Annotated in this window: 16 protein-coding genes; 10 read left to right on the forward strand and 6 right to left on the reverse strand. The window is 64.9% G+C overall.

All coding sequences use genetic code 11. The features are described from left to right. Positions 1-10 precede the first annotated feature (10 nt). Positions 11-517, forward strand: coding sequence for a GNAT family N-acetyltransferase (locus tag C84B14_RS13045; protein ID WP_353224710.1), 507 nt, complete (start codon positions 11-13; stop codon positions 515-517). After that, positions 517-1,092: a GNAT family N-acetyltransferase gene (locus C84B14_RS13050; RefSeq protein WP_353224712.1), complete on the forward strand. Its 576-nt coding sequence runs from the start codon at positions 517-519 to the stop codon at positions 1,090-1,092. The genes C84B14_RS13045 and C84B14_RS13050 overlap by 1 nt, the downstream gene beginning before the upstream one ends. Before the next feature lie 27 nt (positions 1,093-1,119). On the opposite strand, the gene C84B14_RS13055 is transcribed toward C84B14_RS13050, so the two are convergent. Beyond that, a complete protein-coding gene (locus tag C84B14_RS13055) occupies positions 1,120-2,454 on the reverse strand; it encodes a S41 family peptidase (RefSeq protein ID WP_353224713.1) in 1,335 nt (444 codons plus the stop codon). A 120-nt stretch (positions 2,455-2,574) separates the two neighbouring features. Beyond that, on the reverse strand, positions 2,575-3,732 hold the full coding sequence (locus C84B14_RS13060; protein ID WP_353224715.1) for a murein hydrolase activator EnvC family protein: 1,158 nt from the start codon (positions 3,730-3,732) through the stop codon (positions 2,575-2,577). 232 nt (positions 3,733-3,964) lie between these two features. On the opposite strand from C84B14_RS13060, the gene C84B14_RS13065 reads away from it, so the two are divergent. The 6 genes from C84B14_RS13065 to C84B14_RS13090 all read left to right on the forward strand — a co-directional run bounded on the left by C84B14_RS13065 (position 3,965) and on the right by C84B14_RS13090 (position 7,805). Then, positions 3,965-4,396, forward strand: coding sequence for a rhodanese-like domain-containing protein (locus C84B14_RS13065; protein WP_353224717.1), 432 nt, complete (start codon positions 3,965-3,967; stop codon positions 4,394-4,396). Positions 4,397-4,441: 45 nt separating this feature from the next. Further along, complete coding sequence (gene secB / locus C84B14_RS13070) at positions 4,442-4,936, forward strand: protein-export chaperone SecB (RefSeq protein ID WP_293623486.1); 495 nt, start codon at positions 4,442-4,444, stop codon at positions 4,934-4,936. 6 nt (positions 4,937-4,942) lie between these two features. Then, positions 4,943-5,965, forward strand: a complete 1,023-nt coding sequence (locus tag C84B14_RS13075; protein WP_353224719.1) for an NAD(P)H-dependent glycerol-3-phosphate dehydrogenase — start codon at positions 4,943-4,945, stop codon at positions 5,963-5,965. 82 nt (positions 5,966-6,047) lie between these two features. Continuing rightward, complete coding sequence (locus tag C84B14_RS13080) at positions 6,048-6,668, forward strand: CDP-alcohol phosphatidyltransferase family protein (RefSeq protein ID WP_353224721.1); 621 nt, start codon at positions 6,048-6,050, stop codon at positions 6,666-6,668. Then, entirely contained in the window at positions 6,668-7,363 is a 696-nt protein-coding gene (locus C84B14_RS13085) for an HAD family hydrolase (RefSeq protein WP_353224723.1), read from the forward strand. Before C84B14_RS13080 ends, C84B14_RS13085 begins: the two co-directional genes overlap by 1 nt. A gap of 106 nt (positions 7,364-7,469) precedes the next feature. Next, a complete protein-coding gene (locus tag C84B14_RS13090) occupies positions 7,470-7,805 on the forward strand; it encodes a hypothetical protein (protein WP_353224725.1) in 336 nt (111 codons plus the stop codon). 38 nt (positions 7,806-7,843) lie between these two features. On the opposite strand, the gene C84B14_RS13095 is transcribed toward C84B14_RS13090, so the two are convergent. Both C84B14_RS13095 and C84B14_RS13100 read right to left on the reverse strand, forming a co-directional pair. Next, a complete protein-coding gene (locus C84B14_RS13095) occupies positions 7,844-8,290 on the reverse strand; it encodes a tRNA (cytidine(34)-2'-O)-methyltransferase (protein WP_353224726.1) in 447 nt (148 codons plus the stop codon). 13 nt (positions 8,291-8,303) lie between these two features. Then, positions 8,304-8,624, reverse strand: coding sequence for a putative signal transducing protein (locus C84B14_RS13100; RefSeq protein WP_348766418.1), 321 nt, complete (start codon positions 8,622-8,624; stop codon positions 8,304-8,306). 102 nt (positions 8,625-8,726) lie between these two features. On the opposite strand from C84B14_RS13100, the gene C84B14_RS13105 reads away from it, so the two are divergent. Next, positions 8,727-9,050, forward strand: a complete 324-nt coding sequence (locus tag C84B14_RS13105; protein ID WP_293623480.1) for a hypothetical protein — start codon at positions 8,727-8,729, stop codon at positions 9,048-9,050. Between the two features lie 161 nt (positions 9,051-9,211). On the opposite strand, the gene C84B14_RS13110 is transcribed toward C84B14_RS13105, so the two are convergent. Next, positions 9,212-10,354, reverse strand: a complete 1,143-nt coding sequence (locus C84B14_RS13110; RefSeq protein ID WP_353224728.1) for an OmpA family protein — start codon at positions 10,352-10,354, stop codon at positions 9,212-9,214. Next, positions 10,347-13,466 carry a M16 family metallopeptidase gene (locus tag C84B14_RS13115; RefSeq protein ID WP_353224730.1) on the reverse strand — a complete coding sequence of 1,040 codons (3,120 nt, stop codon included), beginning with the start codon at positions 13,464-13,466 and terminating at the stop codon, positions 10,347-10,349. Before C84B14_RS13115 ends, C84B14_RS13110 begins: the two co-directional genes overlap by 8 nt. A 247-nt stretch (positions 13,467-13,713) precedes the next feature. On the opposite strand from C84B14_RS13115, the gene C84B14_RS13120 reads away from it, so the two are divergent. Continuing rightward, a complete protein-coding gene (locus C84B14_RS13120; RefSeq protein WP_353224732.1) occupies positions 13,714-14,196 on the forward strand; it encodes a DUF3015 domain-containing protein in 483 nt (160 codons plus the stop codon). Positions 14,197-14,239 lie beyond the last annotated feature (43 nt).

Here is a 14,239-nt window from a genome sequence, read left to right on the forward strand (position 1 = left end):
GCGCTAGCGCATGCGTGCATCGGCGCTCGAGCCCGGGCCGGTCGACGACCGGCTCTGGCTGCGCGTGGCCGACGCCATCGACCGGCCGATTCTTTTTCGCTGGCAGGTCGAGGCCTATCGCGCCCATATCGAAGCGCTCTGGGGCTGGGATGAAGCGTGGCAGCAGCGCGACTTCGAGCGGCTGTTCGCTGCGCTCACGCCGCGGGTGATCATGCAGCGTGCCGGCAACGACAGCCGCGCGGCCGGCTATATTCAGACCCAGCGCCGGAGCCAGTCGCTGCATCTGGCCAACATCGTAGTCAGGCCGGACCGGCGCGGGCAGGGCATCGGAAGCCGTCTGCTGCGCCACATGCAAACGCAGGCCGAGCAGGCACGCTGTGCGGTGACGCTCAAGGTGTTTCGCTGCAACGAGCGGGCGCGCGTGTTCTACGAGCGGCTGGGCTTCGAGGAAATCAGTCGCAACCGAACGCATTTCGTGCTTCGCTGGGCGCCGAACGGCGTCGATGAGAGTTTGTAATGGGATGGCTGGATAGCACGCGCCTGCAGGGCGACCACGTCGTACTCGAGCCGCTGGCGCACGGGCATGCCGATGCGCTGTGCACGGCCGTGCGCGATGGCGAGTCCTGGCGGCTGTGGGTGGCCGACGTGCCGAGTCCGCAGCAGATGGGCGCCTATGTCGAGACCGCGCTGGCCGCGACAGATCAGCGTGCCTTCGTGGTGCGCGAACGCGGCGGCGAGATCGTCGGCACCACGCGTTTTTATGGCGTGGACGCGGGCAATTGTCGGGCGTTGATTGGTTACACCTGGTATGCCGCGCGTGTGCGCCGTACCGCGATAAACAGCGAAAGCAAGTATCTGCTGCTGTCGTATCTGTTCGACGACCACGAAGCCATCGCGGCGGAGTTTCGTACCCACAGCCTGAATATCGCCTCGCGCCGGGCCATAGAACGGCTGGGCGCCAAGCAGGACGGGCTGCTGCGCAGCCACCAGATCCGTGCCGATGGCACCCTGCGCGATACCGCGGTCTATTCGATCATTGCCGCCGAATGGCCGGCCGTGCGCGCGAACCTGCGATCACGCCTGGCCGGTTAGGCCTGAGCGTAACCGGCACCTCGAGCGCTAGCGGTTGCGCAGAATGTGCAGGCCCTTGAGCAGGTTGAGCGCTTCGTAGAGCGGATAATCGGTCTGGGCGAGGTCGCCGCTACCGGTGGCATCGTTCGACGGCCCCGGTACGCGCTGGTTGTCGCGGGTGTCGTTGGACAGGGCGCCGGCCAGATCCGCCTCCGAGAAGGGGGTGACGTTGTTCGATTCCGCGGCGGTGACGTTCACGTTCTGTATGCCCACGTCCGGCTCGATGCCCTCGGCCTGAATCGAACGCCCGCTGGGTGTGTAGTAGCGCGCGGTGGTGAGCTTCAGGGCCGCCCCGTTGGCCAGCGGCACGATGGTCTGCACCGAGCCCTTGCCAAAGGTGCGATTGCCCATGATCACGGCCCGGTTATCGTCCTGCAGCGCGCCGGCGACGATTTCCGAAGCCGAAGCCGAGCCTTCGTTGACCAGCACCACGATCGGTGCGCCGTCGAGCATGTCGCCCGGGGTGGCGGCGAATTGTTGATCGGTGTTGGGCGCGCGCCCGCGGATCGAGACGATATCGCCGGCGTTGATGAACGTATCGGCCACGTCCACGGCCGAGTTGAGCACGCCGCCGGGGTTATTGCGCAGATCGAGCACGATGCCGCGCAACGGGCCTTCGGCCTTGTCCTTCAAGTCGGAAATTTCGCGCTTCAGGCTGTCTCCGGTCTGACTGGAGAACTGGGTGATACGCACATAGCCGTAGCCGCGGTCGAGCATGCGCGACTTCACGCTCTCGACCCGGATCACGGCGCGCTTGAGCGTGACCTTGAACGGCTCGTCGCGCTCTTCGCGCAGGAGGGTGAGCGTGACGTCGCTGCCGGCATCGCCGCGCATGGCCTTGACCGCGTCCATCAGGCTCATGCCTTTGACCGCCTGATCGTCGATCCGAATGATCAGGTCGCCGGCCTGGATGTTGGCCTTGCTGGCGGGCGTGTCGTCAATGGGCGCGACGACCTTCACAAAGCCGTTGGCCATCTGTACTTCGATGCCGAGGCCGCCGAACTTGCCCGAGGTGGAGATCGAAATCTCCTTGAATTCCTCGGCGTTCAGATAGGCCGAATGCGGGTCCAGGCCGTCGAGCATGCCGCGGATCGAGTTTTCCAGCAGCGCCTGGTCGGAGACGTCCTCGACATAGCCCTGCTTTACCCGGTTGAGGATCTCGACGAACGTACGCAGTTCGTCCAGCGGCAGGCCCTGGGCCTCGACGCTGTCGTTGTTGCCGGCATTGCCGCGATCGGCCAGGCCGCCCTGGGCAACGCTCACGATCACGCCGATGACCACGCCCAACGCAATCAGCAGCGAGCTGCGGGTTTTCGATCGCATGAATCCTGACTCCCTGGGACGACCCCACCCGCACGCGCGAATCACGCGTCGATAATCAACGACAGATGCGGGAATAATGCTGCGCAAAAGATAGCATATCGCGGGCTCGCCCCGGTTGCCTTACCCGGCCAGCCAGCTGGCCGGATTGATCGGCGTACGCCCGCGGCGCAGCTCGAAATAGGCGCCGTTCTGGCTGTGCCCGCCGCTGTGTCCGGCCTTGGCCACGGCCTGGCCCTGCTCGACGCGGTCGCCGACTTCCACGTAGGTGCTCTCGGCGTGGCCGTAGAGCGTGTAGTAGTCGTTGCCGTGATCGACGACCACGATTAGCCCGTAGCGGTGCATATAGCCGACATAGACCACCCGCCCGGCGGCCACCGCGCGTACCGGCGTGCCGGCGGCAGCGCCCAGCCATTCGCCCTGCCATTTGAGCGGTCCGCCGGCCTTGGTCGTGCCAAAGCGCGCCAGCACCGGGCCGTTGACCGGCGGCTGCATGCGTCCCTTGAGTTGCCCGAAGGGCGTGTCGTCGGCGGGCTCGGGCGGCAGATCGGACAGCTGGGTGCGCAGCCGGCCCATGAGGCTGCGCAGGCGCTGCTCGTCGGCTTTCATTTCGGACAGCGTGGCCTGCTTGTTCGATAGCTGGCTGTCGAGCGCGGCAATGGCCTGTTCGCGCTCGGCCTGGTTGGCCTTGAGGCTGGCCAGGGTGGATTCACGCGTTTCGCGCTGACGGCTGAGTTCTGCCTGCTCGTTTTCGAGCGCGTTCTGGCGCACGGCCAGATCGGCGAGCGCGCCGCGCAACGCGGTTACCTGCTCGGTACGCGCGTTGGCGAAATATTCGTAGTAGACCAGCATGCGGCCCAGCTTTTCCGGCGACTGGCCCGACAACAGCAGGCGCATCTTGTCCATCTGGCCGCTGGCATACGCCGCGCGCACCTGTTCACGCAGCGCGTCCAGCTGGCTGCCGAGATCGCGGCGTTCGCGATCGCGGCGGCGGGTGAGGTCGGCCACGCGCTCGCGCGCCTCGGCAATCTTGTCGTCGAGTTCACGAAGGCGCTTGGAGGCGGCGCTGATATCGGCTTCGGCCTGGCTCAGTCGGGTGGACAGGTCGCTGCGTTGGCTTTTGTCCTGGGCGATCTGCTGGCGCACGTTGTCGATGCGATCGCGTAGCGCATCCAGCTCGGCGCGCGTGCTTTGCGAGCGCGCATCGCCGCTCTGGGCCAGCCCGGGGCTGGCCACAGCGAAAGCGAGCAGGCAGACGCCAGCAAGAACAACTACGCGCATGCGACTAGTGTATGGGTCTGCTGCCAAGCCGTCATGCCCTGCGTGGCTCGCAGCGCGGGTCGTTAGCAAAGCGCGCGCGGGCCGGGCCTGCACTCGATAATCCCGGTCGTTCGTCGCCCGTGGCGGCGAGCGGAGCGCCCGGTATGCAATAATCGCGGCGCGACGCGCAGCTTGCGCATCTCTCGATCGTGAATTCACCGGCCCGCAGCGGCCGATTGGGACCGTACACGCCATGAATTTGGAGCAGATACAGGAATTCATCACCAACCACCCCTATCTGTGGAGTGCGCTGGTTCTGGTGCTGATCGCGCTGGCGGTCAACGAGGCGCTGCGCACCGTCAAGGGGCACAAGCCGATCCCCGCCAACGAAGCAGTGCGGTTGATGAACACCGAGGATGCCATCGTCGTGGACACGCGCTCGGCGGCCGATTTCAAGAAAAGCCATATCCTCAACGCCAAGCATGTGCCGATGGCGGGCATTGAGGAACGCGCCAAGGAAATCAGCAAGAACACCGACCGTACGATCATCTGCTATTGCGGTATCGGCAACGTCGCCCCGCAGGCGGTGGCCAAGCTGCGTAAGCTGGGGTACACGCGTGCCTATGCGCTCAAGGGCGGCATCAACGCCTGGCAGGGCGATGGCATGCCGGTCACCAGCAAGTAGCGGCGCTGCCCGAGTGACAGCAATTCAAGGCAACGAGGAGGCGAGATGGCAGAGGACAACGGCCAGCAGGCCAGCGAGAACGGCGAGGCCCAGCGCCAGGTCGCGCTGCAGAAGATTTATATCCGCGACGCATCCATCGAGGTGCCCAACGGCCCGCGCGTGTTTACCGAGCAGTACCAGCCGGAGGTCAACGTCGACCTGAATACGCGCATCGAGAATCTCAGCCGCGAAACGCACCAGGTCACGCTGACGGTGACGGTCACCGCCAAGCAGGGCGAGCGCACCGCCTATATCGTGGAGGTGCAGCAGGCCGGGGTGTTCCAGATCGACGGCTTCGACGATGACGCCGAGCGCGGCCACCTGCTGGGCGCCTACTGCCCGTCGATCCTGTTCCCCTATATTCGCGAAAGCGTGGGCGATATGGTGCAGCGGGCGGGTTTCCCGCATTTTCTGCTGCAGCCGGTCAACTTCGATCGCCTGTATGCCCAGCATCAGCGCAGCGAAGGCGGGCCGACCGAAGTCGGCGACGCGACGCATTAACCCATCATGAGCGCTGCGCGCGAAGCGACCGGTCGTTGTATTGCGGTTCTGGGGGCCGGCTCCTGGGGCACCGCGCTGGCTATTCAGCTTGCGCGCAACGGCAACCGGGTACCGCTTTGGGCGCGCGATGCCGATGCCATCGCCGCGATGGCGGCCGACCGCGAGAACCGTCGTTATCTGCCCGGTTGCCCTTTGCCCGAGTTGCTCGCCCCCGAAGCGGACATGACCCGTGCCGTCGCGGCGGCCGACGATGTGCTGGTGGTGGTGCCCAGCCATGCGCTGCGCGAAACGCTTGAGCGCCTGGCGCCGCTTCTGGGCGAACACCGCCGTGTGATCTGGGCGACAAAGGGGCTCGAACCCGAGTCGGCCAAGCTGCCCGATCAGGTGGCCGCGGAAACGCTGGGCGTGGACCGCGTGACCGCCGTATTGTCGGGGCCGAGCTTTGCCGGCGAAGTTGGCCAGGGCATGCCCACGGCCGTGACCATCGCCTCGCACGACGACGCCTTTGCCCGCGACATGGCCGGGGCGTTTCACGACGGCGTGTTTCGCGTGTACACCACCCGCGACGTGATTGGCGTGGGCGTGGGCGGGGCCGTCAAGAACGTGCTGGCCATTGCCGTGGGCATATCCGACGGGCTCGGCTACGGCGCGAATGCGCGTGCATTGCTCATCACCCGCGGCCTGTCGGAGATGATGCGCCTGGGCGAGAAGATGGGCGGTGAGCGCACCACCTTCACCGGTATGGCGGGGCTGGGCGATCTGCTGTTGACCTGCACCGACGACCAGTCGCGCAACCGTCGTATGGGCCTGGCCCTGGCGGCCGGCAACGATGTCGAGGGCGCCCAGCGCGAAATTCAGCAGGTCGTTGAAGGCGTGCGCGTGGCCCGTGAGGTCTATCGCATCGCCCAGCAGCTGGGTGTGGAAATGCCGATCGCGACCCAGGCATTTCGCGTGCTGCACGAAGACGTCGCGCCGCGCGATGCGGTGCGTAAATTGACGGATCGACCCTTCCGGTCCGAAAAAGACTAAAATATGACAGTCGGCGATGGCTTGTCCTCGCCGCTGCGGGTCTCATGACCGCACCAAGTATTCATCACAAGACGACCGCGCCATGGCGAACTGGGTAACTTTCGGCCGTTTCCTGCTGCTATTCGTACTGCTGGGGATCATCTACTCCGGCGTGCCCGTATTGCAGCTGGTCAACGCGCCCCTGACCGTGCTCATCATCGCCCTCGACGGCGTCGATGGCTGGGTCGCACGCAAGTACAACGAAGAGTCGCTTTTCGGCGCCACTTTCGATATCGCCATCGATCGTATCGTGGAAACCGTGCTCTGGGTGGTGCTGGCCCATCTGGGCTTCATCGGCGTATGGATTCCGCTGCTGTTCATCATTCGCGGCAACCTGGTCGACGCCATCCGTAGCAAGGGGGCGGCCTCGGGCACGGCGGCCTTCGACATGATGCAGTCGCCAATCGGGCGTTTTCTGGTGGCCGGGCGTTTCATGCGTGGTTTCTATGCCGTGCTCAAGGCGGTGGCCTTTGCCTGGATTCTGTTCTGGCAGCCGTTTCCCTTCCTGGCGCCGGAGTTCTGGGCCAACTACGGCTGGTTCTGCGTGGGCGTGGGCACGGCGCTGGCCTGGGCCTCGGCAGCGATCTGTATCGCCCGCGGTCTGCCCGTGATCATCGAGTTCTGTGTTAACGAGCGCCCCGGTGCGCCAACGGGGCACAGCTGATGCGCCTGGTATTGTTCGATATCGACGGCACGCTCGTGCCGGGCGCGAGTTCCGAGGCGCGTTTTGCCCGCTATCTATGGGATCGCCGCGCCCTGGGGCTGCGTCAGCTGTTGGCCTTTGCCTGGTTCTGCCTGCGCTACTTCCCGCGCTACGGTCGCCACGTCATGCAAAAGAACAAGGCCTATCTCAGCGGGCATGGCAAGGCCGAAATCGCGGCGCTCGCGCGCGACTTCGTCGCCGAACGGCTGCTGCCTTCGCTGTATGCGCCCGCCGTCGAGCGGCTGCGCGCGCATGAGGCTGCGGGCGATCGGGTCGCTTTGCTGTCCGGCACGCCGCAGTTCATCGCCGATGCGCTGGCCGACGCCCTGGGCGTGGAATATGCCCATGCCTCGCTGTGTGCCAGCAGCGGTGACCATTACACCGGTGCCCCGCCGGTGCGCCATCCCTATGGGCCCACCAAGATCGATGCGGCCGAGGCGCTGGCGCGCCAGACCGGTCTACCGCTAGCCACGGCGGTGGCCTTTGGCGATTCGATCACCGACGCGCATCTGTTTCGAGTGGTGGAGGAGGCCGTCGCGGTACAGCCGGACAAGCGCCTGAGCGAAGCCGCTGAAGGCGCGGGATGGGAAGTGCTGCTCGACCGCATGACCGCGCCGGGCAAGGCCGAAGCGCAGGAGCACGAGCCGCGGTACTGAGCCGGCTCGAAATCACGAGCGATCCGCACACAACACGGTGCGCGTATTATTCGCTCGTCGCGCCGCGGCTCTCGCGCGCCCTTAACGCACGAGGATTCACCAACCGGTGCATTTCCATACGGATTCGCTTGCGATTATCGCGATCGTCTTCTTTTTGACCGCGATCTTGCCGATCAAGCTAGCCGCGAGCGTATTCGCAGCGCGCAACGACTCGTTCGGCGCGGCATTTCTAACCCTTCTGGTCGCCATTCCGTTCGCGTATGTAGGGCAGGCCTATCTGGGCCTGGGAATATTCGGCGCCTATCTGGGTATGGCGTTGGCCTGTGCGGTGGTACTGCGTACGAGGTTGAGCGGCGCGCTCGTCATTCCGCTGCTGGCCTGCATCATTCTGCTGGGCATCGTCCAGCTGCTATCCGGCGCGGGCGTATTGGGTTTTGGTTAGCCGCCGGCGCGGCTTTGTCGGCCAGTACGCGCTCGGCCCTAGGCGAAACCGAGCTGGCGCCATGCCTCGAAGGCGATCACCGCTACGCTGTTGGATAGATTCAGGCTGCGATTGCCGGCCTGCATGGGCAGATAGATGGATGCTTCCGCGCCCTCGACCAACGCCGGCGGCAGGCCCCGGGTTTCGCAACCGAACAGCAGTGCATCGTCGGGCCGATAGCGAATCTCGTCGTAGCGCGTGCTGCCCCGCTTGGTAGCCGCGAACACGCGGGTTTGCGGATGGGCGGCGCGCCAGGCGTCAAAATCGTCCCACTCGTGGATGACCGCGCGTTCGCGATAGTCCAGCCCGGCCCGGCGCATATGCTTGTCGTCGATGGAAAAACCCAGCGGGTGAATGAGGTGCAGCGTGGCGCCGACGTTCACGCACAGGCGGATGACGTTGCCGGTATTGGGCGGAATTTCGGGTTCGTGCAGAACGATATGCATGCGTGCGTGTTTTTCAGTCGGCTGGTTTCAGGGTGTCGCAGTTCCAGCATTGCTGGAACTGGGCGTCGAGGTATTCGCCGCAGTGTGGGCATTGCCAGGGGCGGCCGTCGTTGAGCGCACCGCGCTCGAAATCCGCGATGAGCGCGCGCGCTGCGTCGTAGTCGTGGGCTTCATCCACCCAGACGCTGGGATACACGTTGGCCGGCAGCTCGCCCATGCCGCCCCATAGGTGCTGGCTGCGCACATGGGCGGCAATCCCGTGGTTGACCAGTACATCCTTGGCGATCTCGGCATTGACCGGGTCAGCGGCCAGATAGACTTCGCGGGCGCTCATGATGCCGTTTGTCGGCCCGTGGCCGCCGGCCGCGCAGGAGCAATTGACTTGCGCCCGGGCTTTGCTAATGTGAGCCGACCGTATTTGATGGGGGTTTGGATCATGAGCGTTTTCTCTGCGCGCCGCGCGCTGATTGTCGTAGTGGCCGCGCTGGGGCTCGGCCTCGCCAATCCGGCTGCCGCCATTGATGATTATGCCGAGCCCGGCACACCGTCTGCAGCTGCCATGGGCGTGGATATGCTGCTGGTGCGCCCGGTCAGCCTCGCCGCGACGGCGGTGGGCACCGGCCTGTTCGTGGTCTCCCTGCCGTTCTCTTTGCTGGGCATGAACACCGGCGACGCCGCGGATCGGCTCGTTGTGGAGCCCGGCAAATACACCTTCGTACGGCCGCTGGGCAACTTCCAGGCAAGTAGCCCCGAGCGTTGATCAGCGGCCCGCTGGCACGCGCGCCGGTACGATTGTAAAAGCCGGCCTCGTTCGAGGCCGGCTTTTTTCATGCTCAAGCGTTGTCCTTGGCGGCGCCGGTTTCCGCCTGCCCCGGCGCAGGGTCCGATAGTCGGGCCCTCGCATGGGCATTGGCCAATGACCTAGTTTGGCGAGAAGTCGTCGAGCAGGCCACCGGGGACGACGGCGATCTCTACGCGGCGGCCATCGGCATCGTCGCTGCGCTCGCCGGCGCGGATTTCGATCTTGCTATCCGATACGCCGTGCGCGGTCAGATAATCCGAAATACGGGCCGCCTGGGCGACCGAGCCCCCGGTGTCGCGGCTGTCGCTGAACGACGGACCGTAGACCACGACCCGCTGTGTCTGGTCGTTGGCCAGCACGCCTGCCAGACGGCGCAGCTGTTGCCGCCCCGTGGCGGTGACCTGCGGACGGCCCTGGTCGAGCTCCACCACGTCCATGAGTGCAACACGGCTGGGCTCGTTGGCGCCGACACTGGGTGAAGGCTGCTGGGTCTTCGGCTGCTGACGCGGTGTCTGGCTTTGAGCCGGCGGCTCGGCCGGCTGTGCAGGCGTGTTGTCGAACCCGCGCGAGGGTGAGGTCTGAAGCTGGGCCGTAGTCAGGTCTCGGCGCTTCGGCGCGGGCTGGGGTGGTGCCGTGCGTTGGCGTTCGGCGACCTGCGGTGTGGCACTGCCGGACGCCCGGCTATCGGGCGGGTTCACGCGATAGCGGATCGTGAAGGCGATGTCATTGACCTGCTTACCGGTCCAGTTGAGCGTGTTTTCGCGTTTTTCCCAGGTGCCGGTGCGATTGGCCTCGTAGGCGAGAATATCGATATTACGCGGCAGCACCCAGGTATAGGAGAACGACGCGAAATCGTCGGGCGCGTTCCATTTGCCCAGATGACCGTCGCTGCGGGTGACGCCATCCCAGCTGTTGAACACGAATACGTTGTTGTCGTTGCGTTCGACTTCGGCATCGAAGGCGCCGGTATTCATGAGCGCAAAACTGCCGCTTTTGAAATGCAGGCGCGTGCCGCCATCGTCGAGCGGGGTCGACTCGTAATCGGCGGGCACGATGAACACGGCATCCTGCGGTGCTTCGTCCGGGCCCAGATAGAGCACCCGTTCAGCCAGATCCGAGCGCAGCGTCTTGTAGCTGGTGAAGTGCAGCCCGTCGGCGCCCATGATGATGATGTCTTCGCGTTCGACTGCGGCCAGGGCCTGCGTTGCGCACACAGCCAGCACCAGTGTCGCGGTCAAGCGACTCCACATCAGCCTATTCATCGTTGTCCCCATCCCCCTCGACATCATCACCGGCCGACGTTTCGAGTGTCGTCGGATCTATGACCCGGACTTTACCCCATCCGAGCTCCCGGATGGCGGTTTCGATCTGCTTGAGATCGCCTACCACCACCCAGGTGAGCCCGTCCGTATCGATCATCGACTGTGCGGCTTTAGCCAGCGCCGGATCGTTCAGATCGCGGATACGGCGGACATAATCCTCATAATAATCGTCCGGGAGATTGAACACGACCGAGTCGGTCAGCGTCGAGGCCAGGGCCGAGGTCGTTTCGTTCTCTCCGGGCAGACTGCGGGTGAGGTTGGCCTGGGCCGCCGAGCGTTCGCTATCGCTCACCGGGCGGGCGTCGCGGATCGCGGTCAGCTCGTTACGCATTTCCTGCATGGCCGGCGCGGTCTTGTCGATCTGTACGGCGGCATAGGCCACGAACGGCTGCTGGGCGCGGGCGTCCATGAGCAGGCTGCGCGCACCGTAGGACCAGTGCTTGTCTTCGCGCAGGTTCAGGTTCAGCCGTGAATTGAACATGCCGCCCAGCACCGCGTTCACCGTTTCCATGGCGACGTCCTGTTCGCTGGATTTGGGGGGCGCGACATTGCCGGCGATCACCGTGGCCTGATTGCTGCCGGGGCGATCGACCAGATAGATATGGGTTTCGTCGGGCGCGGTGATCTCGGGCAGGCGTTTTTCCGGGCGCGGCGCGTCGCTCGTGGCCTGCCAGTCGCCCAGATGCGCTTCGAGCATGGGCTTGAGCTCGTCCATGGTGGTATCGCCGACCACGACCAGCGTGGCGTTGTCCGGGCGCAGCCAGGTGTCGGCAAAGCGCTGGATATCTTCGACCCGCATGTTCTTGACTGCGGCGAGGGTGCCGCTGCCGGTCAGCGGAATGCCGTAGGCGTGATCCTTGCCGTACAGCAGCGGCCCGAGGGTGCGCAGGGCCAGGGTCGTGGGCTTGCGCTTTTCCTGCGCGATGCTCGCCAGACGCTGTTTCTGCAAGCGCTCGAATTCGTTGGCGGGAAACGCGGCGTTGCGGATCACATCGGCATAGATATCGAGCGCATCGTCGATGGTCGTGCTGAGCGTGGACAGGCTCAGCGATGCCGAATCGAGTGAAGTGCTGGTGCCGAGATTGGCGCCCAGCCGGTCGAGATCGGCACTGATGGCCAGCGCGTCGCGGCTGTCCGTGCCCTCGTCGAGCATGGCCATGGCGAGGCTGGCGGTGCCCGGCGCATCGGCGGGATCGGCCGCATAGCCGGCGTCGAAGACCATGCGCATTTCCACGGTCGGCGCATTATGGCGTTCGGCAAGACGAATCTTCAGGCCGTTCGACAGGGTGGCGTGCTGAACGTCGGGCAGATCCAGTGCCGGCGTGTCGCCCACGTCGGGCAGCTGCGAGCGGTCGACGTCTTCGCCGCTGGCCTTGCGCTCGCCGAAGGGTTCGACCGAGAGCACGTACACGCCGTCGGAAAGCCAGCGCGAGGCGGTCATGCGGATATCGTCGGGGCTGGCGTCGCGCAGGATCTGGAGCTCCTGCTGGTAGGCGGCCGGATCGTTTTCGTAGATCTCGCCCTGGGCGAGGATATCGGCCTTGCCGCCCAGGCCGCCCACGCTTTCAATACCGCGCAAAAAGGAGGCGCCGAAGCGTGCACGGGCGCGGTTGACGGCATCTGCCGGCGGACCGTCGTTGATGAATGAACGCAGCTGTGCATCCAGCACGCTCTCGATCTCGTCGAGATCCACGCCGGGGCGTGCCGTGGCGCTGACGATGAATTGCGAGCCGATCTCCTTGTCCCAGACAAATGCCGACACATCGGTGGCAATCTGCTTGTCGTAAACCAGGGTCTTGTATAGCGGGCTGTTCTTGGAGCCGGCCAACAGGTCGGCAGCAATCTGCAGCCGTGTGGTGTCGGGGGCGCCTGTGGGCGGAATATTCCAGACCTTGTACAGCCGTGCCTGCGGCACGCGGTCGTACATCACCTGGCGGTGCTCGCCGCTCATGCGTGCCACCCAGCGCTTCTGGTGCGATACCGGCGGCCCGGGGTTGATGCTGCCGAAGTACTTCTCGACCTTGGCCCGCGCCTGTTCGGGCTCGATATCGCCGGCCAGCACCAGTACGGCGTTCGAGGGCCCGTAGTAGGTCTTGAACCAGGTCTTCACGTCTTCGAGCGAGGCGGCGTTGAGGTCGGCTTCCGAGCCGATCGTGGACCAGGAATAGGGATGGCCGGCCGGGTAGGTGTTGGGCGGGATGGTGTCGAAAACACGGCCATAAGGCTGGTTCTCGCCCTGGCGTTTTTCGTTGAGTACCACGCCGCGCTGTTCCTCGAGCAGGTTCTGGTCGATCGCGCCGAGGAAATGGCCCATGCGGTCCGATTCCATCCATAGCGCCATATCGAGGGCGGCGGTGGGCACGCTGGCGAAATAGTTGGTGCGGTCGGCGTTGGTGGTGCCGTTCATGTCGGTCGCGCCGGCACGCTCGAAGGGCTCGAAATATTCGCCCTGCCAGTGCTCGCTGCCCTGGAACATCAAATGCTCGAAGAGATGGGCAAAGCCCTGCTGGCCCGGGCCTTCGTTTTTCGATCCGACGTGATACCAGATATTGACGGCCACGATCGGGGTCTTGTGGTCGCTGTGCACGATCAGCGTCAGGCCGTTGTCGAGCACATACTTTTTGTAGGCAATATCCACATCGGGGATATCGATGCTGGCGTCTTTCGCGTCTTCGGTATCCGCAGTGGCCGGGGTCTGCGCCTGGGCGGTGTCTGCCGTGGCGGGGTCGCCGGCGTCGTTCGGGCCGGCGTCGCTGTCGGTGTTCGCTGCGGTGCTGGCGGCCGGATCCTGGCTGGCGTTTTGCGGCCCGCCCGCGCCGCTGTCGGCGGTAGCCGTGGTCGCGCCGGCTGGCGTTTCGGCCTGTTGTGGCGACGGGTCGGTCGGCTCGCTCGCCGCCGATGCGGGGGTATCGGAAAAGCTGTTTTCGACCTTGGCCCAGGCGCGTTCGAAGAAGTTACGGTTGTCGCTGGAATCGCCGCTGTTTGCAGTGTCGCAGCCTGTCGCTAGAACGGCGCTCGTCAAAGCCAGGCAAAACAGGATTCGTATCCGCATGAAGAGTCGGTCCTTGTGGAAAAAGGTGCTGCGCGCCTTATCGCGAGCTTATCAGGGTGATCGGGCACAAGCACCCGAACGTGAGGCGCCGTGGATGCGACCCGCCGAGCACGGTTTTGTGCCACGGCCGTACTTTTCATGACCGGAGCTTTACAGCTGTGGGCGGCGCGCTATAGTTGACTGTCGTGGCGGTGACAGGGACACCGCTCACGAATCGATACCTGATTAAATCCAAGGGGGAACAGTAATGAAGAAGTTCATCATCGGTGCCGCGATTCTGGGGTCCAGCATGTCGGCCGGTGCGGTCGCGCCGGGCGGGCCGGGCTGCGGCTGGGGCAACCTGTTGTTCGAAGGGTCGAGCGGTCTGCCGGCGCATCTGTTGGCCACCATCGTGAACGGCACCTCGGGTAATGCCACCTTCGGCATGACCAGCGGCACCAACGGCTGCGACACCAGCGGCACCCTGACCTACAGCGGTCAGAGCCTGCTCGCCATGAACGGCGTGCTCGAGGAAGTGGCCCAGGACATGGCCGTGGGTCATGGCGAAGCGCTGACCGCGCTGACCGTCGCCATGGAAATCGAGCCCGCGGATCGTGCCCATTTCAATACCACCATGCACGATCACTTCGGCCAGATCTTCCCGCGTGAAGACGTCAGCGCCGCCGAAGTCATGCAGCGCATCAATACGGTCATGGCCGGCGACGCGCGCCTGTCGCGCTACGTGTCCTGATCGGCATTGGCTGATGCACGCCCCGTCTCGGTCGAGGCGGGGC

The organism is Salinisphaera sp. C84B14, from assembly GCF_040361435.1.
Classification (GTDB): Bacteria; Pseudomonadota; Gammaproteobacteria; order Nevskiales; family Salinisphaeraceae; genus Salinisphaera.

Bases quoted from the DNA above. Each gene is read 5' to 3' on its own strand.
- C84B14_RS13045 (WP_353224710.1), top strand. From the start codon at position 11: ATGCGTGCATCGGCGCTCGAGCCCGGGCCGGTCGACGACCGGCTCTGG.
- C84B14_RS13050 (WP_353224712.1), top strand. From the start codon at position 517: ATGGGATGGCTGGATAGCACGCGCCTGCAGGGCGACCACGTCGTACTC.
- C84B14_RS13055 (WP_353224713.1), bottom strand. From the start codon at position 2,454: ATGCGATCGAAAACCCGCAGCTCGCTGCTGATTGCGTTGGGCGTGGTC.
- C84B14_RS13060 (WP_353224715.1), bottom strand. From the start codon at position 3,732: ATGCGCGTAGTTGTTCTTGCTGGCGTCTGCCTGCTCGCTTTCGCTGTG.
- C84B14_RS13065 (WP_353224717.1), top strand. From the start codon at position 3,965: ATGAATTTGGAGCAGATACAGGAATTCATCACCAACCACCCCTATCTG.
- secB (WP_293623486.1), top strand. From the start codon at position 4,442: ATGGCAGAGGACAACGGCCAGCAGGCCAGCGAGAACGGCGAGGCCCAG.
- C84B14_RS13075 (WP_353224719.1), top strand. From the start codon at position 4,943: ATGAGCGCTGCGCGCGAAGCGACCGGTCGTTGTATTGCGGTTCTGGGG.
- C84B14_RS13080 (WP_353224721.1), top strand. From the start codon at position 6,048: ATGGCGAACTGGGTAACTTTCGGCCGTTTCCTGCTGCTATTCGTACTG.
- C84B14_RS13085 (WP_353224723.1), top strand. From the start codon at position 6,668: ATGCGCCTGGTATTGTTCGATATCGACGGCACGCTCGTGCCGGGCGCG.
- C84B14_RS13095 (WP_353224726.1), bottom strand. From the start codon at position 8,290: ATGCATATCGTTCTGCACGAACCCGAAATTCCGCCCAATACCGGCAAC.
- C84B14_RS13100 (WP_348766418.1), bottom strand. From the start codon at position 8,624: ATGAGCGCCCGCGAAGTCTATCTGGCCGCTGACCCGGTCAATGCCGAG.
- C84B14_RS13105 (WP_293623480.1), top strand. From the start codon at position 8,727: ATGAGCGTTTTCTCTGCGCGCCGCGCGCTGATTGTCGTAGTGGCCGCG.
- C84B14_RS13110 (WP_353224728.1), bottom strand. From the start codon at position 10,354: ATGAATAGGCTGATGTGGAGTCGCTTGACCGCGACACTGGTGCTGGCT.
- C84B14_RS13115 (WP_353224730.1), bottom strand. From the start codon at position 13,466: ATGCGGATACGAATCCTGTTTTGCCTGGCTTTGACGAGCGCCGTTCTA.
- C84B14_RS13120 (WP_353224732.1), top strand. From the start codon at position 13,714: ATGAAGAAGTTCATCATCGGTGCCGCGATTCTGGGGTCCAGCATGTCG.